The 19,860-nt window shown below is 54.3% G+C and carries 18 protein-coding genes; 4 read left to right on the forward strand and 14 right to left on the reverse strand.

Annotation, left to right across the window (positions count from 1 at the left end):
• Positions 1 to 21 precede the first annotated feature (21 nt).
• Positions 22 to 2,529 carry a replication restart helicase PriA gene (gene priA, locus HNQ92_RS15140; RefSeq protein ID WP_184174891.1) on the reverse strand — a complete coding sequence of 836 codons (2,508 nt, stop codon included), beginning with the start codon at positions 2,527 to 2,529 and terminating at the stop codon, positions 22 to 24.
• Positions 2,530 to 2,775: 246 nt separating this feature from the next.
• On the opposite strand from priA, the gene HNQ92_RS15145 reads away from it, so the two are divergent.
• Positions 2,776 to 3,015 (forward strand): hypothetical protein, encoded by a 240-nt coding sequence (locus HNQ92_RS15145; RefSeq protein ID WP_184174892.1) that lies wholly within the window; start codon positions 2,776 to 2,778, stop codon positions 3,013 to 3,015.
• Between the two features lie 423 nt (positions 3,016 to 3,438).
• Here the strand turns inward: HNQ92_RS15145 and HNQ92_RS15150 are convergent, their stop codons facing one another.
• The gene (locus tag HNQ92_RS15150) at positions 3,439 to 4,041 is read right to left on the reverse strand and encodes an aminotransferase class IV family protein (RefSeq protein ID WP_184174893.1); all 603 of its coding nucleotides are present in this window, start codon (positions 4,039 to 4,041) and stop codon (positions 3,439 to 3,441) included.
• Entirely contained in the window at positions 3,974 to 5,026 is a 1,053-nt protein-coding gene (locus HNQ92_RS15155; protein ID WP_184174894.1) for an aminodeoxychorismate synthase component I, read from the reverse strand. The genes HNQ92_RS15150 and HNQ92_RS15155 overlap by 68 nt, the downstream gene beginning before the upstream one ends.
• A 188-nt stretch (positions 5,027 to 5,214) precedes the next feature.
• On the opposite strand from HNQ92_RS15155, the gene HNQ92_RS15160 reads away from it, so the two are divergent.
• Together HNQ92_RS15160 and HNQ92_RS15165 are read left to right on the forward strand one after the other, a co-directional pair.
• Complete coding sequence (locus tag HNQ92_RS15160) at positions 5,215 to 6,222, forward strand: YpdA family putative bacillithiol disulfide reductase (RefSeq protein ID WP_184174895.1); 1,008 nt, start codon at positions 5,215 to 5,217, stop codon at positions 6,220 to 6,222.
• 82 nt (positions 6,223 to 6,304) lie between these two features.
• Positions 6,305 to 6,784: a DUF4126 family protein gene (locus tag HNQ92_RS15165; RefSeq protein WP_184174896.1), complete on the forward strand. Its 480-nt coding sequence runs from the start codon at positions 6,305 to 6,307 to the stop codon at positions 6,782 to 6,784.
• 6 nt (positions 6,785 to 6,790) lie between these two features.
• Here the strand turns inward: HNQ92_RS15165 and HNQ92_RS15170 are convergent, their stop codons facing one another.
• Positions 6,791 to 7,879: a WD40/YVTN/BNR-like repeat-containing protein gene (locus HNQ92_RS15170; protein WP_184174897.1), complete on the reverse strand. Its 1,089-nt coding sequence runs from the start codon at positions 7,877 to 7,879 to the stop codon at positions 6,791 to 6,793.
• Between the two features lie 89 nt (positions 7,880 to 7,968).
• Between HNQ92_RS15170 and HNQ92_RS15175 the strand changes: the two genes are divergently transcribed.
• Entirely contained in the window at positions 7,969 to 8,274 is a 306-nt protein-coding gene (locus HNQ92_RS15175) for a YtxH domain-containing protein (RefSeq protein ID WP_184174898.1), read from the forward strand.
• A gap of 90 nt (positions 8,275 to 8,364) precedes the next feature.
• Here the strand turns inward: HNQ92_RS15175 and HNQ92_RS15180 are convergent, their stop codons facing one another.
• The 10 genes from HNQ92_RS15180 to HNQ92_RS15225 form a co-directional block, all read right to left on the reverse strand.
• Complete coding sequence (locus HNQ92_RS15180; RefSeq protein ID WP_184174899.1) at positions 8,365 to 9,219, reverse strand: DUF2911 domain-containing protein; 855 nt, start codon at positions 9,217 to 9,219, stop codon at positions 8,365 to 8,367.
• A 53-nt stretch (positions 9,220 to 9,272) separates the two neighbouring features.
• Positions 9,273 to 11,246 carry a DNA primase gene (gene dnaG, locus HNQ92_RS15185; RefSeq protein ID WP_184174900.1) on the reverse strand — a complete coding sequence of 658 codons (1,974 nt, stop codon included), beginning with the start codon at positions 11,244 to 11,246 and terminating at the stop codon, positions 9,273 to 9,275.
• A 198-nt stretch (positions 11,247 to 11,444) separates the two neighbouring features.
• On the reverse strand, positions 11,445 to 11,882 hold the full coding sequence (locus tag HNQ92_RS15190; protein ID WP_184175140.1) for a TerC family protein: 438 nt from the start codon (positions 11,880 to 11,882) through the stop codon (positions 11,445 to 11,447).
• Between the two features lie 617 nt (positions 11,883 to 12,499).
• The gene (locus tag HNQ92_RS15195; protein ID WP_184174901.1) at positions 12,500 to 13,699 is read right to left on the reverse strand and encodes an O-antigen ligase family protein; all 1,200 of its coding nucleotides are present in this window, start codon (positions 13,697 to 13,699) and stop codon (positions 12,500 to 12,502) included.
• Between the two features lie 59 nt (positions 13,700 to 13,758).
• Positions 13,759 to 14,868, reverse strand: a complete 1,110-nt coding sequence (locus HNQ92_RS15200; RefSeq protein WP_184174902.1) for a glycosyltransferase family 4 protein — start codon at positions 14,866 to 14,868, stop codon at positions 13,759 to 13,761.
• A complete protein-coding gene (locus HNQ92_RS15205) occupies positions 14,865 to 15,914 on the reverse strand; it encodes a glycosyltransferase family protein (protein WP_184174903.1) in 1,050 nt (349 codons plus the stop codon). Before HNQ92_RS15205 ends, HNQ92_RS15200 begins: the two co-directional genes overlap by 4 nt.
• Entirely contained in the window at positions 15,914 to 17,176 is a 1,263-nt protein-coding gene (locus tag HNQ92_RS15210) for a hypothetical protein (RefSeq protein ID WP_184174904.1), read from the reverse strand. The genes HNQ92_RS15205 and HNQ92_RS15210 overlap by 1 nt, the downstream gene beginning before the upstream one ends.
• Positions 17,173 to 18,279: a non-hydrolyzing UDP-N-acetylglucosamine 2-epimerase gene (gene wecB, locus HNQ92_RS15215; RefSeq protein ID WP_184174905.1), complete on the reverse strand. Its 1,107-nt coding sequence runs from the start codon at positions 18,277 to 18,279 to the stop codon at positions 17,173 to 17,175. Before wecB ends, HNQ92_RS15210 begins: the two co-directional genes overlap by 4 nt.
• On the reverse strand, positions 18,276 to 19,325 hold the full coding sequence (locus tag HNQ92_RS15220; protein ID WP_184174906.1) for a glycosyltransferase: 1,050 nt from the start codon (positions 19,323 to 19,325) through the stop codon (positions 18,276 to 18,278). The genes wecB and HNQ92_RS15220 overlap by 4 nt, the downstream gene beginning before the upstream one ends.
• Complete coding sequence (locus HNQ92_RS15225; RefSeq protein WP_184174907.1) at positions 19,313 to 19,855, reverse strand: acyltransferase; 543 nt, start codon at positions 19,853 to 19,855, stop codon at positions 19,313 to 19,315. The genes HNQ92_RS15220 and HNQ92_RS15225 overlap by 13 nt, the downstream gene beginning before the upstream one ends.
• Between the last annotated feature and the right edge of the window lie 5 nt (positions 19,856 to 19,860).

Consider the following 19,860-nt stretch of genomic DNA (forward strand, 5'->3'; position numbering starts at 1 on the left):
ACAACTAGCTTAGCCAGGGCATTACGTGCAGTCAACGTCGATCACGACCTGGATGTTTTTCAAGGTTTTGTCGGTCAGAATATCCGTGACTTTTTCTTGAATGAATGTCTTTGCGGCCTTAAAATTAATCTTTTCTCGCTCAAGTTTGATGAGAATATCAAACAAAAACTGATTCCGGACCCGCTCGACCAGCGGCGGCTCGGGTCCAAGTACCCGGCTTCGGCCCATCTCGGCGATGAGTTTGTCGGCCAGCTGCGTAGCCGCGCGGCGCGAGGTTTCGTCGTCGGTATGCTTCACGGTGAGCTTGATGAGCCGCGTAAAAGGCGGGTAGTTATACTGTTGGCGTTCCGTTATTTCGGCTTCGTACATGCCCAGGTAGTCGTTTTGTACCACCCGCTGCAAAAGTACCTGGCTGGGGTTGGCGGTTTGGATAAGTACCTTGCCGGGCCTGCCCGCGCGGCGGCCCGCCCGGCCACTCACCTGGGTGAGCATCTGGAACGCCCGCTCCGAAGCCCGAAACTCCGGGAAGTTGATCATGCGGTCGGCGTCGAAAATTCCCACCACGCTCACGTTGCCGAAGTCCAGGCCCTTGCTGATCATCTGGGTACCTACCAGAATGTCAATCTGCTCGGTTTCAAACTCCTGGATAATCTGCTGGTAGGCATTCTTGGCGCGGGTGGTATCCAGGTCCATGCGCTGAATGCGCGCCTGCGGAAAGTGCAGCTGCAGCTCGTCTTCGATTTTCTCGGTGCCGAAGCCGATGGTCCTGACCTTCGTGGAGCCGCAGGCGGGGCAGGTGCGGGGTACTTCTTCCTTGTGGCCGCAGTAGTGGCAGCGCAGCTCGGCGGCCCGCATGTGGTAGGTCAGGCTCACGTCGCAGTTATTGCAGCCCGCAATCCAGCTGCACTCTTCGCACTGGATGTAGGGCGAATAGCCGCGCCGGTTCTGAAACAGGATCGTTTGCTCGCTATTTTGTAAATTATAGCTGAGGTACTCCATCAGTACCGACGAAAACTCGTTCTTCATCTTGCGCTGTTTTTTTTCCAGCTTGGTATCAATCAGCAGGAATTCGGGCAGGGCGGCCTCGCCAAAGCGCTGCAGCATCTCCACCAGTCCGTAGCGGCCGTTGCGGGCGTGGTAGTAGCTTTCCAGCGAGGGCGTGGCCGAGCCCAGCAGGGTTTTGCCCCCATGCAGGTAGGCCATCATCACGGCCACGTCGCGGGCGTGGTAGCGGGGGGCGGGGTCGTACTGCTTGTAGGAGGTTTCGTGCTCTTCGTCCACGATGATGAGGCCCAGGCTGTCGAAGGGCAAAAACACCGCCGAGCGCACACCCACCACAAACTGGTACTTGCCCTCGATGATACCCTTCCAGACCTCCACGCGCTCATTGTCCGAAAACTTGGAGTGGTAAATCCCCATGCGGTCGCCGAATACTTTGCGCAGCCGCACCACGATCTGCGTCGTGAGGGCTATTTCGGGCAGCAGGTAAAGTACCTGCGTGCCGCTGTCGAGCGCCTGCTGGATGAGGTTGATGTACACTTCGGTCTTGCCGCTGCCCGTAATACCGTGCAGCAGCACCACCTCTTTTTCCTGAAAGTACGTCTGGATCTGCCGGACGGCCAGCTGCTGCGACTCCGTGAGCTTGATTTCTACGGCGGGCGCGGCGGGCAGGTCGGCAAAGCGCGACACCACTACCTCGAAAGTCTCGAAAATTCCTTTCTTGAGTAATGTTTGCAAAGACGAATCCGACAGGCCGTCGTCCTGCGAATAGACGCTCTTGTCGAGGCCGTTTTGGTTCAGGTCGGGGTTGTTCTGTACGGGTACGTAGCTCAGGTACCTTAGCAAAATCTCCTGTTGCTTGGGGTACTTTTCCAGCGCCACCATCAGCGCATTCACGGCCTCGCGCGAGGCGTACTCGCTCGCCAGCCGTACCTTTCGCACGATCTTGGGCTTGTACTTTTCCCGTACTTCTTCGAAAAGAATTACCGCACGCTTGCCCACCAGCGACTTGATGATCCCCGTCACGTTGGTTTGCTCCACCAACCGGGCTATTTCCTCGTACGACAGCGCCTGGTGCTTCTGGATTTCTTCCAGAATCATCACCTCTTGTTCCGTCAGCAGGTCGGGGTGGTCGAAGTCGGGGTTGTACTGTACCTTGGACTGGCTCGTGATCTTCAGGCCCGAGGGCAGCGCCACGTTTAGTACCTCCCCGAGGTGGCAGAGGTAGTAGTCGGCCATCCAGCGGAAAAGCTCCAGCTGGTGCGCCGTCACGAGGGGCTCTTCGTCGAGCAGCTCCAGGATGTACTTGGCCTGGTACTTAACGGGCGGCTGGGTGTGCAAGCGGCTCACAACGGCCGTGATGACGCGGTTTTTGCCAAACTGAACGATCACCCGCGCGCCTACCTTGATGAGCTCGTCCATGCCGCGCGGTACCCGGTACGTAAACAGGTTGGGCACGGGAACGGGCAGGATCAGATCGGCGAAGTAGGTAACCTCTTCTTCGAACAGAGAGGCAGTATACGAGCTCATGCGGGGTATTGGGCCATGTTCATTATTACAGCGTGGCAAGTTACGCTTTTTCTGCGGGCTTTGGCGCAAGAACCAGGGAGCGGCAGGGGGGCGTTTTCAGATGGCCGTAAAAATGAATAACTTGCTGTAGCGTTTGCTGTCAGTGGTAGAACGAGCCTGGACTCGCACGAGGCAAGTACCCCCGTGCCCACGCACTAAAAACAGCTACGTTCAGTTTTATAGTTTACAACCAAAACACGCCCAGCCATGTACACTTCCATCAAAGGGATTTACGAAAACGGAAAACTAACCCTGCTCGAACCCGCCCCGGACGTCGAGAAAGCGGAGGTACTGATTACCTTTTTGCAGGAAGAAACGCCTGTTGACCCAACACAGAAAAAGCGTGTATTGGGCGGGCTGCGTCGCTTAAGTCATCTGGCGGATAAAACTATTTCCATTCCCCCCGATTTTAACGAACCTCTGGACGATCTCAAAGACTACATGTAAGGATGAGGTACTTAATTGATACGCAAATCTTGATATGGTTTCAACTAAATGAAAACCGGCTGTCTCCGCGTCTTTATGATTTACTTAGCGATAGGCAGAATCAAATTTATGTGAGTCAGATCAACTTATTTGAAATAGCGATCAAATAAAAAACGGGAAAATTGCCTGAGTTTCCCGTCAGCATCCGTGATATTGCTTTCGTACTTGTTCAGGATGGTTTCGAACTGCTACCCCTCAAAACGGCCCACATAGCCCGCCTACGAACAGGTACCTCTACTGCCAGCCCATCGCGATCCCTTCGATCGGCTGCTGATTGCCACGGCGCTGGCCGAACGGGTACCTATCATCTCAGCCGACGAAAAGTTTGGCTTGTACGTCCCCCTCATTGAGCTGATTGTTCCCTGACTTTCTGCTACCTACCAGCTACCCCACCACCTGCTCGGTGCTGAGCGTTGGCCCTTCTTCCCAAGGCAGCATGGCGTTAAAGAGCCTTATTTGTTGAAATTGGCGTAAATCCTCCACGCGGATGGTGTCCTCGGAAAGTACCCCTTGGTCCAGTAGGTACTGGCGCTGGGTACCGGGCAGCAGCGGCGTGGCGGGCGTGCACCAGCGGGTGCCGTCAAAGAGGGCCAGGTTGCAGTAGGAAGTATCGGTCAGGCACCCCTTTTGCACAATCAACACGTCGTCGCAGGTACCTCGCTGGTCGAAAAGGTGCCGCAGGGCCGCGCGGTCGAGGTACTTGTAGGGGTACTTGAGGGCGTCGTCGTAGACCAGCCGCAGGCTCCTGATCGGGCGCGGCGCGTAGGACTCCCACTCCACGTTTTCTACCTCCTGCGCGTAGGTGAGGCGGCATTTGTAGGTACCTGGGCCCAGGGCTTCGGGTACTTTCAGGAGCTGGGCCAGCGGCCAGTGGTCGGTGCCCCAGCCCAGGGCGGCGCGGGTGCGGTGCAGGCGCTGCTCATGGTAGGCTAGGTGCTGCAGCTGGCGGTTGCGCAGGCAGATGGTCTCGATGCAGGGTAGGTTCATGGGTAAAGGGCAGGTACACTTTGTCGATCAATTCCTGGTATTCGAGCTGGGCCTGGCTGCGGGCCGTAATGCCGCCGCCACTTTTGAAAACCAATTTCCCTTCCTGGTTTTCGATGTACCGGATCATGACGGCGCTCTCGAAGGTACTTCCGTCAAAGTACCCCATCACGCCGGTGTAGTAGCCCCGCTCGTAGCCTTCGGCTTCCCGGATAATCCGCAAAGTACTGGGCTTGGGCGCGCCGCTGATGGAGCCCGCGGGCAGGAGCTTGCGGAGCAGGTCGCCGTAGGCCCCGTCGAAGTCGGGTGGGAGCTGGCCGGTGATCTCCGAGCTTACCTGAAGCAGGGTTTTATCGTTCGTGAGCAGGCGGTCGAGGTAGCGGTAGCGCTCCACCACCACCCGGCGGGCCACCATGCTCAGGTCGTTCCGGATCAGGTCCACGATGGTGGCGTGCTCGGCGGCCTCCTTGGGGTCGCTGAGCAGTACCTGCTCGGCGTTGGGCCGGGCGGCGTCGAGGGTACCTTTCATGGGATACGACGCAATGCGGGTACCTTGGATCTTCACAAAAATCTCGGGCGAAAAACACACGAACCGATCCTTTCGCCACAGGCGGTACCGCGCCTGGCTGTGCCGGAAAATAGCGTGCAGGCTCAGGTCAGTCGCTACCGGTGTGGGAGCCGAGAGGTTGGTCAGGAAGGAGTTGCCGGCCCGGATCTGCCGCACCACGTAGTCAAACTTCGGGAGGTACTTTTCGAACGAAAGGGGGTACTTGTGGAAATAAAAATCCGGGATGGCGGTCGGCTCGGGTAGGTCGTTTGTGAAGCCGTTCAAATCGAAAAGTACCTCGGTGGGGTCCGCTTCGTCGAGCCGCCAGGCTTCGTGCTGCTGGCCCAGAAAATCGCTGATGAACACAAAAGGCACCTTGCGCCGTCCCCATTCGTTGAGGTGCGACGTAAATTTAGCTTCGGAAAGAACGGGCTCACGCATAAAGGTACTTTACGGGGTACTTTGGTTTTGGGAAAACAGGTACCTGGGCCGCAAAGTTCGGTAAAATAGGCGGGTGTTGGGATAAGGGGGCTGCCTGGTACGTACCTTTTTTTGCTTCCCGGAACAGCAACCCCTGCTTTTGGAGTTGTAGGGAAGAAGTACTTCCGACGCAGTTCTATTAACTACCTATGCCTATTTACGACTTACTCATTATTGGTGGCGGCCCCTGCGGCCTGGCGATGGGCATCGAAGCCGCCCGCAACGGGCTCGATCATATTATTCTGGAAAAAGGGAGCCTCACGGAGTCCATCCGCAAGTACCCCAAGCGGATGCGGTTTTTCTCCACGGCCGAAAACATTCAGATTGGCGACATCCCCTTTCCGGTGTCGGACGTGAAGGCCAACCGCAACGAGGCCCTGCAGTACTACCGCAAAGTAGCGGGGTACTTTAAGTTGAATTTCAAGCTCTTTACTGAAGTGGACCGCGCCGAGCAGCAAGCCGACGGTACCTTTCAGGTACATACGACCGCGGGCGATACCTACCACGCCCGGAAGGTAGTGCTGGCTACGGGTTACTTCGACGTGCCGCGGCAGCTGGGGATTCCCGGCGAAGACCTGCCGCACGTGTCGCACTACTACGACGAGCCTTTTCTGGCGTCGTTTACCAATGTCGTGATCGTGGGTGGGTCCAACTCGGCGGTGGAGGCCGCCATGGAGCTCTACCGGCACGACGCGCACGTGACGATTGTCCATAAGGGCGAAGATTTTCGCCGCACGGTGAAGTACTGGCTCGTGCCGGACGTCAAGAACCGCGTCAAGGAAGGGAAAATCCACACGCGCTTCGGTAGTTTGGCGCGGGCCATTGAGCCGGGCCGCCTCCTGATCCAGGACCTCAACACGGGCGAAGAGGAGTGGCTACCGGCCGATTTTGTGTACCTGCTCATTGGGTACATTCCCGACGAGTACCTGCTGCAGCGCTGCGGCGTGGCGCTCGACCCGGTGAGCAAAGTACCTACGTATGATCCAGATACGTTCGAAACCAACGTACCCGGCCTGTACCTATGCGGCACGGTGATGGCGGGGGTATTTACCGAAAAAGTATTTATCGAGAACGGCCGCGACCACGCGGCGGCCATTATCGACCACGTGCTGGGGCGTCCGGTCCGCAAAGTCAAGGAGCTACTCGACCGAATTTAGGGCCAAGCAGGGTGGCACAGCTTTGTTGAAGGTTAGAAGCCGATTCAACTTTTTGTTTGCCACTTAACTACCTATAACCACCATGAAAAGTACATCTTCTGCCGTTCTGAAAACCGTGGGCTTAGGCGCTCTGACGGGTATGCGTGCCGTGTCGGGGCTGTCGGCGGTGAGCAACTCACTCAGCAAACAGCAAAGCCTGTACTACCTGGGCGGCACTCGCTACAGTTTTTTGCAATCGCCTTTTGTCGCTTCGGCGCTGTCCGTAGCTGCCAACGCCGAAATGGCCGGGGACAAACTACCCACGGCCCCTAACCGCATCGCGCCGCTGGGCCTGGCGGGCCGCACGCTGGCGGGGGCACTACTGGGAGCCGCTATTTTTAAAGCCCACGGCGGCAGCGACATTCAGGGGGCGTTGTTAGGAGGCATCGTGGCCGCCGCTGCGGGCTTTGGCAGTTTCTTTTTACGCAAAAAAATAGCACAACGCACCAACCTCCCCGATCCGCTCCTGGGTTTGGTGGAAGACGCCATCGTCAGAAAAGCCGGAAAAAGGCTCATTGGCTAGGTACCTTCACTCTTTGGGTGGGGGCGTAAAAAAGCCCTCAAACTTCCCGACCAGCCCCTGACCGCCCACGGCGTAACCAACGTTACCGGCCACGCTTACGGCGTGAAACGGGTGCTGGTCCAGGACAACCCAGGTTTGGCCGTAGTTGGGAGAGTAGCCGCTGCCCGACGCCCCTATCACCAGCAACCACTGCCGGACCGCAGCCGGGTGGAGCCGTTTTTCTTTCTTGTTTACGCGGTATAAGCCCACGGCTTCTTTGAGTCCGTTGGGCCGGGCGTCTCCGCCGCGCTGCCAGGTAGCGCCGCCGTCTTGCGTCAGCAGCACGTTGGGGGTGGCGTCGAGGTAGTTGCGGTAGTCGCCCCCTACGGCCAGGCCGTGTTTTTCGTCCCAAAAGCGCAGCCCGAAGATACCGCTGGTAGGTCCAGCCGCCAGGGGCGTCTCGACTGCCTGCCACGACTGCCCCGAGTCTTCCGACCGCAGTACCCGCGCTACTTTACCGCCGCCCGTCCCGATCAGGACTTGCTTTTTACCCACCACTACGAGTGAAGTACCACTGGCGGCAAAGGCGGCTTCGCCGGGGAGCGCCTCGGGGCGTTGGGCCAGGGGTACTTCCTGCCAGGTACGTCCGCCGTCTTGGGTGGTAAGGATAAAAAAGCGCCCGTCAATCGGATCACCAAAACCGATGCCCCGGCCTGCGTCCCAAAAATCCATTCCGTCCAGGAATACCCCTTTTTGGGTAGTTTGATACACTAATTGCCACGAGGTACCTCCGTCTTGGGTACGGTAGATCCGGGCTTTTCCTTCCTCGGCCAGCCCGGCGCTCATGGCCAGGGCAGTACGCTGATCGAAGGCCCGCACACAGCGAAAATCCAGCGAATCTGCCCCAGGTACCTGCATGACATTCCACGACTGCCCGCCGTCGGTTGTGTGCACTATGGTACCCTTAGTGCCTCCTATCCAGCAAGTTGTGCTGCTGAGAGCGTGTACGGTGCGAAAGCTGGCCGTGGTTTTAACATCCAGGAGGTGCCACTGCGCGGCGAGTGGAGCGGAAAAAAGCAGGACAATGGGCAGGAGCCGGAGCGTTAAAGAAGGCATGATGACGGGCTGATGAACGAAATGGTCCGATTTTTTTAAAAAGATAGCTAGCGTAATTGTTACAAATCACTTAAACAAGAAAAATCTCCATGAACGGAAATCAAAAATTTCTGCTAGGTACGCTGGGAGCGGCGGCAGCAGGTGTAGCAGTAGGTATGCTGGTAGCCCCTAAGAAAGGTGCTGACACCCGTAATTTGATCAAAGACAAGGCCAACGACCTGTCGGGCAACGCCAAAGATACCTACGAAAAAGGAATTAAAGAACTAGCTACTTTGACCGAGCGCCTCAAAGAAGGAGTGCTCCATAGCCTGGATCTGGCCAAAGATAAAGCCGATGGCCTGGCCAAAACGGCGAGCGAAAACGGTAAAAAAGCCGTACAGAACGCCACCTACTAAGCGTAGCGCCTCACAAGAGCCTTATAAACAAAGCGGAGCAGTCTGGTCATACAGGCTGCTCCGCTTTGTTGTGTCATAGGGGGTTGCCCCTTACTTACCACACTGCTTGAGGAGCTTCTGATGATTGAGGATGTAGGCGTCGTCGCCCGCTTCCTGAGCCAGCTTTAGACCTTTCTGGGCGTCGGCTACGGCTACGTCGCACTGTCCTATTTTGGCGGCAATCTTGCCGCGTAGGTAGTAGGTCCAGTACTTTTGGTCTTGCTCTACCACTTTAGTAGCCCACTCGTAGGCCTTTTTGAGGTCACGGTTGGTATCGTAGTAGTAGTTAGCGGCGGCGGAGAGCGTGCCTATGTTTGCGTCGCTGGCGGTGGTTTTTTCCTGGATCTCGGCCAGGATTTTGGCCTCCGAGTCGTGCTTGATGCTAAACTTGGCCTGTACATTCTCCCAGCGGATGGCCACGGCCGTTTCGGAGGCGGTGAAGTCCGTAAACTCAATGGTGAAGTACTCTTCGGGTTTGGCGAGCTTTTGAGCCTTCACGTTGAAGCGCAGCACGTCGTTCTCGGGCTTGTAGGTGTAAGCTCCCCATATGTTGGCATCCTTGCTCAGGATGATCGTCCACTCGTTCTGATTCGGAATGGTGAAGAGCCCGTAGGTACCTGCGGCCACTTTCTGGCCGTTGACCAGCATCTCGTCCGACAGGATCAGGTTGGTGATCTTGTTGGCGCCGGTGCGCCATACCTTGCCGTAAGGTACCTGCGTACCAAACATGGTGCGGCCTTTGAGGGCCGGGCGGCTGTACTCGACGGTCACTTTGCCCAGCCCTACCGCCTGCGAAATGGTGGCCGCCGGGCTTGGTTGAGGAGTCTGGATTTGGGCCTGGGCCAGGGTGATGCTGAAGGCCAGGAATAAGCCCAGCGCGCTGCGTTGTAAGAAATTGTTCTTCATAGAATTGATCGGGTAGAAAAGGGATTGAAACAACGAAAAATTAAAGTTGATTTTCAGGATACGACCGTACCCAGTAGCTGTGCGATTTCTTTTTCAATGATTTTGTGCTGCATGAATTGTTGTAAAAGTGAATCGGTTTCGTCCGCGGTCGATGCGTGCATGAGTTTTTCCCGGATATTTTTCATGATCAAATCATTATGCCCTTTTTTGAGGCGAAGGATGTTCGTATAGGCCAAATCGTGTAGCTTGTCCAGCTCGGTAGGTACGTAAATCTCGTACTTCTGCGACCACTGCTCACTCAGGTGGTGGCGTGGCGTCACCATGCCGATCGCCTCGGACTGAATTTCCGGGTCGAGGTGGTTGAGAAAATAATCCGTATCGGGTACTTCGCCGCGGCTAAAAGCCTGCCGAAAAACCAGCAGCAAATGATTGTACAGGGGCGTATGAAACTCCAGGCCGGCGAGCTCGCTCAGCATGTAGTGGCAGAGGGAAATACCCGGCTCCAGCTCCCGCCTGCCGTGGCTCACCAGGAGCCGGATGCATTCTTCTTCGTGGTAGGAAATCAGCTCGCGCTGGGGTACGGTTCGGGCGGGCGGGTCGGCAAAGAAATCCGGGCCGGGCTCGGGAGAGGTACTTATTTCCTGCGGACCACTGGGAGTGCGCGCTTCGGTGCGGTCGTGATCGCGCTGTTTTTGGCCCTGCTGCTTGCGCAGCAGCTTATTGCCTTCCGAGATGAGCATTTGCTCCTCCACCTTCAGCATTTCGGAGGTACGTCGGAAAAAGATCTGCCGCTTGATGGCGTCGGGGATCTTGACGATACTACCCACTACCTCGCTGATGACCTCGGCGCGCCGGAAGGGGTCCTGGCCCGCGTCGAGCAGGAGGGTTTCGGCCTTGAAGGTAATGAAGTCCCGGGCGGCGCGGCCCAGGTACTCCTTAAAAGCCTGCGCGCCCACGCGCTGTACGTAGCTGTCGGGGTCTTCACCTTCGGGAAAGGTCACGACGTTCACGTTGAGGCCTTCTTCCAGCACCAGATCCAGTCCGCGCAGGGCCGCTTTGATCCCCGCCGGGTCGCCGTCGTACAGAATGGTGACGTTGGGTGTGAAGCGGCCAATAAGCCGGATCTGCTCCACCGTGAGCGAAGTACCCGAGGAAGCCACCACGTTTTCGATACCGGCCTGGTGCAGTGACACTACGTCGGTGTAGCCCTCCACCAAGTAGCAGACGTCCTGCTGCCGGATGGCGTTCTTGGCCTGGAAGATGCCGTAAAGTACCTCACTCTTGTGGTATACGGACGTTTCGGGAGAATTGAGGTACTTAGGCTGGTGGGCGGCTTTGCTCTTATCTACCTTAAGAATGCGCGCGCCAAAGGCAATGACTTTCCCGGCTACGTTATGGATCGGAAAAATCACCCGGCCCCGGAAACGGTCGTAGCCCACGGTACTGCTACCTTCCTTCCGGATCAGCAAGCCCGCTTTTTCGAGCACATCGGCCTGGTAGCCTTTGGCCAAGGCGGCCTGCGTGAAGGCATCCCAGACGTCGGGACTATACCCCAGCTCGAATTTCTTCAGGATGGTATCGTTGAAGCCGCGCTCCCGGAAGTAGCTGAGGCCGATGGCCTGGCCTTCGTCGGTGCGCAGGAGCTGCTCCTGGTAGAAGCTCTTGGCGTAGTTAAGCACAATGTACAGGCTTTCGCGCTCGTTTTGGCGCAGGGCCTCTTCGTCAGTCACCTCCTCTTCCTGGATCTCGATATGGTACTTTTGGGCCAGGTAGCGGAGGGCCTCCCCGTAGCCCACGTTGTCGATGTCCATTACGAACTTCACGGGGTCACCCGCCGCGCCGCAGCCGAAGCATTTAAAAATCTGCCGGGCCGGATTGACGTTGAACGAAGGCGTTTTTTCGTTATGAAAAGGACAGCAAGCCGTGTAGTTGGAGCCCCGCTTTTTCAGCGACACAAAGTCCCCCACTACCTCCACGATGTCGGCGGCCTGCTTGATACGCTCTACGGTTTCGGGATTGATTCGCATGGTTACTATAAATGCCAAGGTAAGTCTACAGACCGACCGTAAAGCAAAGGTAGAAAAAGCCGCCCATCATCAAGCGGCTTTTTCGTGAAAGTACCAGACCCGGTACGCACTAAAACCCAGACCCAGGGAAAGTACTTAGGAGACAAGCTGTTGAAAAATACAACAGTTTGAGATAAGTTTCGTCATAGTGGCGACCCGCTACTCCATCCAATCGCAGGGCTGTACGAGTGCCTGTTTTTTTTCGTAGCGCCTATTCAGCAGCTCTACCACAAACGAAAACGCCATCGCAAAGTAGGCGTACCCTTCGGGGCTTTCGTCGTGGAAAGCCTCCGCTACCAGCCAGGTACCGATTATCAGTAGAAACGATAAGGGGAGGATTTTGATTGACAAATGCTTGTTGGCAAAAGCCTCGATTCTGGCGGCCGAAATGATCATGATGAAAGTAGAAATTACTAAAGCTAGGATCATGATTGTCACTTGCTTAACCAGGCCTACGGCCGTCAGAACGGAGTCGAAAGAGAAGATGGTATTCAGGAGTGTAATTTGTACTAAATCCTGACCGAACGAGCGCCTGGCTTTGCCCCCGCCGTTGTCCTGAGACAGGTGTTGGGTCTCACTTTCGAGCTTGTGGTAGATTTCTCACGTGGTGCTGTAAAGCAGACATCCCCCCCACCCAGTAGTATCAGATCCCGGCTGCTAAGGCCGTGCTCAAGCACCGTGGTCTGGTTTTCTTCCAAGACGATGCTCCAGGATATAGAAAAGAGCAAGGCTATGGGAAGTTCCAGAGCGATGAGAAGAGCATACTTCTAAATCTATATCTGCTGATTTTCAGGTAGTTTTGTTGATATAGCGATGGTAAAAATAATGTTGTTGCTACCCGGTCCTACCTCCAGAAGCGCCTGGGTGCGTAAACTAATAACTGCATCCGTAGTAAGGAGTAGGTCCATGAGGCCGGACTAAGGGGATATAATCTACGGTGATAGGTTAAAAATAAATTAATTCTCAGCGCTGTAGATAGCAATCTTCTTTTTTATTAGTTGTTTTGCAAACTTTTCAGGTGAGCCCATGTAGGGCTGGCACAGAATTTGTACTTTTTTGTGACATCAGAAAGTAATTTTCCGGTTACAAATACTACAGAAGGTCCTGGCGCAAGATATGAGATCCTTCCCTCGAAGAGGGCGTAACGATAGTTAAAACATAGTGTGTGTATAGTGTGGAACAGAGCATGGATGTATGTCCGTGCTTTTGTTTTGTTAGGGGGTGGCAGCAGGAAGTGAAGTCTTTTGCCATTGCTTGATCTGAATCTTAAGCTTGGCGAAAATGCGCGCATATCCCATGAGCAATATCATCATAAACCAGGGGAAAAACAGAAATTGCCCGCCCGTAAGGTTGCTTTCAAAGTAGGGGATGATCATGAAAGGGGGGAGGAAAAGATACTGTTCCGAGAAAAAACGCATGAAGTTCCAGCCGGGGCGGATCACGATGAGGTAAAAGAAGAACGAGAACATCAGTAGCCCGGTGCCAAAAAGTACCTCAAAATAGGAATTATGGTAGCCCCCCCAGGAGGTAATTGACTTTATTTTTCGCTTATTAAAAATCCCGATTCCGGTAACCCACAAGGAGGGTTGGCTCTTGAAGTGAGTAATCATGGATCGGGCGACACCGGCTCGGGCTTCCCCTTTTTTGGCTTGTACTTCGGTCTTTTTTACCCGGGCATTTAGCGCTGATTTAGGATCTTTAAGCAGAAAAATAATAAGCCCCAGCGGAAGCAGGGCTAGTAAAAACTTGTAATAAATGGGAAACCGCTGATAGCGAAAGGTGAAAAGGAGCGCCACAAAGGACAAGCTTAACCAGGAGGTCCGGTTGCCAGAAATGAGGACCAGGTACATGGCTACGCCGCAAAAGGCGATGATCAACCAGCGTCGCCAAAAAGGGAGCGACTGCGAGCGTAAAAGATCGATTCCGGTAACCAAAAAGATGGTTCCCGACCAGCCGTAGTGGTTAGACACAAAGGCATTCCCTTCGTTTTCGGAGGAGATGAAATAGATGTTGGTGTTGCTAAGGCTACCTCCGGTAAGAAAAAAGCTGACGAGCGGAATCATATACACCCAGTTGATACTACTCAGAAAGGCCCCCAGAATTTCTTTGATAGGGTAGCTAAGGAGTAAGCTCCCGACCGTAAGCGCTACGTATAAAAAGGGAACAATAAACGTGAGCGCCCGAACCATAGAAATAAGGGGCTCCGGCGTGAATACGGAGAAAAGAAAAAGAACGAGGGATAAAATGAATACCGACTGGGCATAGTGTACAACCAAGCGGAGTAAATGGATATTTAGCCTAATCAGGTAGATCAACGAAAACGCAAGGACGCCGTACTTGATAAGCCGCATGGGCCCTACGCTGGCCATCCCCGACAATACCGCCAACGCGTAGCCCACAATTACGAGAGCCATATTCAGAACCAGTAGTCTGAACAGGGTATTCTGGTAGATGCTATGGTTGGTACGTTCTTTCAAGAAGCAAGCAAGGAAAGAAAATTAGTCAGCAATTGTTCTTTAGAAAACCGCTGGGTTTGCTGCAGCCCAGCCTGAATTTTCTTCGTACGCAGCGCAGGGTTTTTTAGGCACTCTTCAATGGCGCGGGCCAGGGCGGAGGCGTTCCCCGGTGGAACCATCCAGCCGCAGGTACCTTGATCAAGTACCTCCGGGATTCCGCCCACCTGGGTAGTGATAACCGGCCTGGCCCGGGCCAGCGCTTCCAGGTTGGCTACTCCCAAAGCTTCTTTGTACGAAGGTACGCAAAATAGTGCGCAGGCTTCCATTTCCCGAAACACAATCTCTTGTGGTTGCTTCCCTAAAACGGTCAGGGTCGTATTTTCGGTATTTTTAAATAAAAGTTCGATGGCGGGCTGGTCCCGTGGATTGGAGCCAATGACGACCAGCTCAAACCGAAACGGAAGTACTTGCAAGGCTTGAGCGAGTACTGCCAGGCCGCCTCGTCTGTAATCATTTTTAACAAATAAAATACGGACGGGGCTCTGGTACTTATCGGCGGCCGGGAGCGAGGGTTGAACCAGCTCAATGCCTTTGTAAAGGCGCTGAATTTTTGCTGGGGGTACTTGGTAGGCGGTTATTATTTTATTTTTCAGGTAGTCGGAATTGACAATGATCTGGCTGGCCCGGTGCGCCATGCGCTTTTCGGCCAGGCGGAAGGCCAGGTGCTTGAGGTAGTTTTTTAAAGAAACAGAACCCAGCGCTTCGGAGGAATCCTCCACCAGGTTATCGTCATTGATCATACCCACGGTACGGCGGAAGCGATGCGCGCTCCACAGCCCCACCAGGGCATTATTATAGACCAGTACGTCGAAAGGGTACTGGTGCCGAAGGCGCATCGCTTCCCGGTGGTAGACCCACATGCGTATCAACTGGCTAAATAGAGAGGCTTTCCAGCGTGGCGGCATGGGTACTTGGTGTACGTAGGGGCGTGGCGCGCTAATGTCTTCCGTCAGGATACGGAGCTCGTGCTGAGGATACAGCTCATTGAGCTGCAGGAGCAGATTCGCAAACTTCACGGGGCCGTTTTCTACTACCTCGAAGACATTGGTACAAAACAGAATTTTCATGCTTGTAAGAATCCGTGAGCGTTGACTAATTCGCTTTCTGCGGTTTCCCAGGTACAGTTTCGCCGCAGTGATTCATCAAAAGTATAGGCTTCCCGTTGTGTTTGCAGTTCCTGGGCTAGTTGGGGGTAGTTTATAGGAGCATACTGAGGTAGTACGTGCCCAAGCCGGTGCTGCTGCACCCAGCGGGCCACTTGTACCTCCGCGTTGATAATAACGGGCGTGCGGGTCTGGATGGCGTCATAAATTTTGTTGGGACTGGCGTTGATGTTATTGGCATTGATGGGCGCGTAGACGCACAGGATGTAGTCGGCCCGGCGGGCAGCCAGCTGAAGGGCCTCGGCCTGCGGAAGTACCCCTAGCCACTCCACCTGCGGGTGCTGTGTCAGCGTACGGGAAGGCTCATCGGCCAGCCAGCCAGCCATCAGCAGGCGCACGTTTGGGTCGGCGGCCAGGAGATTTCGGGCCGTGGCGGTGCCGCGTTGCTCACCCAGCCAGCCGTAATACATGATCGTGAGGCCAGACGTACGTACCTTGGGCGGTAGGGCTGATAGGGTGTAGGGGTAGTTAGGAACAATATGGGCCTTCTTTTTCAAAAAATCGGGGAGCAGGGTCAGGCGGTTTTCGTCCGTTACAATTGCGCGATGAATGGGCGCATAAACGAGCTTTTTTAGCCAAAGTACCTGGTTGCCGGGGCGGTTTTTTCGTAAAAAGATAGAATCAAAAATATCCAAAACTACCTGCTTTTGAAACCACAGCAAGGGCCAAAGTACCATGAGCTGAGGCTCGTTGATGATATGGACCGAGTGGTAGCGACGCGTAAGCAGCAGCCAGGCGCAGCGAAGAAAGTACCTCAGCAAGGTACCTGTAGAGGCCCTGGCCCCCGGGATGTAGTGTAGCTTGTGGGCGTACGCGGCGGCATAGCACAGGGAGGGGTCGGTACCTACCGCTACCAGCTCCACCGCGGCGTAGTGGCTGAGCGTTCGGACTTCTTTCGTAATCCGCATGTCGGAGCCATCGTTGAAGGAAAGGTAAAGGATGGTTGGCATCACGTTATTTTAACAGCGTGGGGGTACTTGCGGCGCATTGCTTCGAGTACTTCGATGAGCCCCCATACCAGCAGAAGGTAGTTTCCATACATATAGGCTTGGATGGGGGGATAATAAAGTACATAGCCAGCCATACTAAGAACGACGAAAAGCAAGATTTTAAATTTCTTAAAGTACCAAAGTACCCCAACAAAAAGTAAGCCGCTGAATGAAACCAGGTAGTTAAGCCAATCGGGCGCTTTGTTGACGTAACCGATGCTAAAGCCGCCAAAAAAATTGATGACAGCATTTTTTAGCAGTAGGAAGGGCTTATCCTGCCAAATGGTTAAAAAGGTATGTTGAGTAATGTCGCGGTACTGTCTTTGTACAGGTAATTCAAAGTAATTTCCACCGGTAGAGGGGTTGAGCGGTATCCCCGTATGCTGCTCGTAGAGCGCGTAGGCGTCGTCGTCACTAAGGTTGATGCCATACGGATTGCTATAAGCTCCTACGCCTACGTACATGGTATGCCAGGGATTTTTCTGATTGGGTACGTAGAGCCAGCTCCCTAGTAAGGCCAACCATACGGTGTATCCTATGGCCCATTTTTTCGATTTAAACTTATACCAATACACGATACAGACCAGCACGGCAAATAAGGTAGTAGGACGAGCTAAAAGTACAAAAGGCAGTACGAACCAAAGTACCCCCCAACCTACGCGGTGACTAATTTTGAGACTGATAAACAGTAACCAAAACGAGGGTATTACCTGCCAGAAATAGTAATGGTTGAACGTAACAAATCGTAGGACTAGGGGATTGAGAGCGTAAAGTACCAAAAAGAGTATTCGGAAGCTAGCTGAGAGATGCTGGGAAGAAAGCAGACTGTAACACAGGATGAGATGCACCAAACTTTGGAATAAGATGATGGCCAACTGATGCCCTACGAAAGGAAAAAGAGTTGTAGCTGCCCGGATGAGGTAGGGGTACCCAATCGGATCGTAGATATAGGGGACTAGGATAGTACTTTGGCGAAAGACATACGCATCTTCCTCGGCGACGCTTGCTAGCGCTTTGAAGTGCTTTACATCGTCAATGTCGATTAAAAATACCCGCTGGCCGGGCATAAGGTTTTGCGCGGCGGATAGAAAGGGGCCCATCCAATTGGAACTCATGCGCTGCCCCCGCCACTGGTAAAATGACCAACTTAAAGCAGCTACCATTAAAATAACCGCGGCCAGAAGCAAGGCATTTTTGCGTTGAATCAAGGCTTGAGGTTTCATGTCGCTTTTTTAGTCAGGTAAGAAACAATCCGTTTGCTGGCTTGTCCGTCGCCGTAGGGGTTGTAGGTAGGCGTTGGAATGGGCTGGGCCCAGTAGGCCTCCACCGCTTCCACAATTCGTTGGGTACTGGCTCCCACCAGGCGTACGGTACCGGCCTCTACGGCTTCGGGGCGCTCGGTGGTATCGCGCATCACGAGTACGGGTTTGCCCAGGGAGGGAGCTTCTTCCTGTACGCCTCCCGAGTCGGTCAGGATCATCCAGCTTTTGTTCATGGCGTACACAAAATCAGGGTAGTTGAGGGGAGCCGTAAGCAGGAGGTTGGGAATGCCCGACAGGTACTTTCTGACGGGTTGCTGTACGTTGGGATTGAGGTGCACCGGGTACACAATGGTGAGCTCCGGCAGGCGCCCGGCCAGCGTTTGGAGGGCCCGACAGATCTGCTCAAAGCCCGCGCCGAAGTTCTCGCGCCGGTGCCCCGTAACCAGCAGCACGCGCCGGTTTTCCAAAAATACTTTCTGCACGTCCGGGGGTACTTGAGCCGAAAATCCAAGTACTTTTTCCCTGGCCCAGAGTAGCGCGTCGATGACGGTATTGCCGGTCATTACGATGCGCTCGGGCTTTATTCCTTCTTTTAGGAGATTGTCCACATTGCGCTGGGTAGGCGCAAAGTAAGCCGAAGCGAGCCGGTCCACCAGCAGGCGGTTGGCTTCTTCGGGAAAGGGGGCCTGTAAGTCGCCGGTACGTAAGCCCGCCTCTACGTGTCCTACTTTTATCCCGGCATAAAAAGCCGCCAGGGTAGCGGCCAGGCAAGTGGTGGTGTCGCCGTGGACAAGTACCCAGTCGGGCCGGAATTGCGCGAATACGTCCCGCATGCCTTCCAGGATTCGGCAGGTAATGCCGGTGAGGTCTTGCCCCGGCTGCATGATGGCTAGGTCAAAGTCGGTTTTGATTTCAAAAAAAGCCATCACCTGCTCGAGCATTTGGCGGTGTTGCCCCGTTGAGCAGAGCCGGTGCTCAATACCCGGTGTGTGATTGAGCAATCGAACCAAGGGGGCCATCTTGATGGCTTCGGGACGGGTACCGAATACGGTGAGTACTTTCATAGAAAAAGGGCCGCAAAATCTCCCCAGTGGTAGTTGGACAAAGCCCTAAAATTACGATTTCCTGCGCTTTCTAGTACGTCTTTAGGCATAGCAAGTACCATTTGTAGTTTTTCTTTTAAGGTTTCGCCCGGCTGGTACAGCAATTGGCTCTGTTGGGCCAGGCGCTCCTGCACCGCGCCCAGGGCGGGGGCTACGATCGGCTTAGAAAAACCCATGGCCAGAATCACCGAGCCCGAATTTTCGATTTGCTTAAAAGGAAGTACCACCAGATCGGCCGCGCTGAGGTAGTAGTGAAGTTCAGAAGGGGGGATGAACGCATCCACGAGCCGGATGCGCTCGCTAGGTACTTTTTTGATCGCCTCGCCGTAGGCCTGATCCATGATCTTCCCCGCCACCAGCAGGCAGGTATCCGGCGGGTCTATTTGTTGAAAAGCTTCAAGGAGCTCCAGCACGCCTTTGTAGGGCTTGATCAACCCCAGGTAGAGAAGTACCCTACCGGAGGACGGTATGCCCAGGTACTTGCGCGCTTCTTCTTGTTGACTATGGGTAGGGTAATACGTCGTGTAATCGCCCTCAGGTACAACCCGAAACCTCGTAGCAGGTACCTGTAGCTCTTGGGCGGCCTTTGCCACGGAAGTACCGGAGAAAACCCGTATCCACACGCAATGCCCAGCCATAAACCGCTGACAAAACCGGTGGACGGGCACCAGATCCAGGTCGTGCGGCAGGATGTTGTGCAGCGTCCAGACGAGTTTAACCCGAAAGAGGTACTTTATAATCAAAATCTGTAGGCAAAACAACGGCACGCTCAAGTACGTGAGCCAGCGCCACCGCCGGTAGTAGTACGACACAATCCAGTCGAAATGCAGGTAGTCGGGTTTGTGCTTCAGTACCGTGCGAAGTACCCCCAGAAACTTATCATCCGCACCGTTGAACGCCCATAGCGTGCCGGATTCGTTCAGGCCTTCCATCATCAGGTGCTGGTAGGGGTTATCAGGCCCGGCTACGGGCAGGCAGGCTATTCTTGTGCGTTTTACCGAAACCAAGGCTGGTAATTAAAAGTGTATTTTAGTTGACTCCCGCGTTGGCCAATTTTTCTGGCAGGTACCCCGGCTACAATGGTCATGGGAGGGACATCTTTAGTTACAACGCTGCCGGCAGCAATCACACACCCTCTTCCTAGCCTGACCCTAGGTAAAATGGTGGCCCTAGAAGCGATCCATACATAATCTTCAATGAAAACATCGCCACCTTTATCGGCGTAGTAGTCATCATGGGGGTCATGGGAGAGAGTCCAGATATTTACCTCTTGGGCTATATCTACGTTTTTTCCTAATTGGATTTGCCCCCCTCTTCCATCTAGGAGTACTTTCTTGTTGATCACACTGCCCTCGCCTAAGCTTATATTTTTGCCGTTTCTGATATCCACTCCCATAGCTACAAAGCAGCGGACATCCATTTGGCCAAGTACCCTTTTAAGGAAAAACTTTCTAACGAAAAAGAATGGAATATACATGATCCATTCCTGGAACAAGTAGTTCCTAAAGCTAAAAAAAACAACTAGCAACGACTTCATAAATC

It is taken from the genome of Rhabdobacter roseus, assembly GCF_014202275.1.
In the GTDB taxonomy this organism is placed as follows: domain Bacteria; phylum Bacteroidota; class Bacteroidia; order Cytophagales; family Spirosomataceae; genus Rhabdobacter; species Rhabdobacter roseus.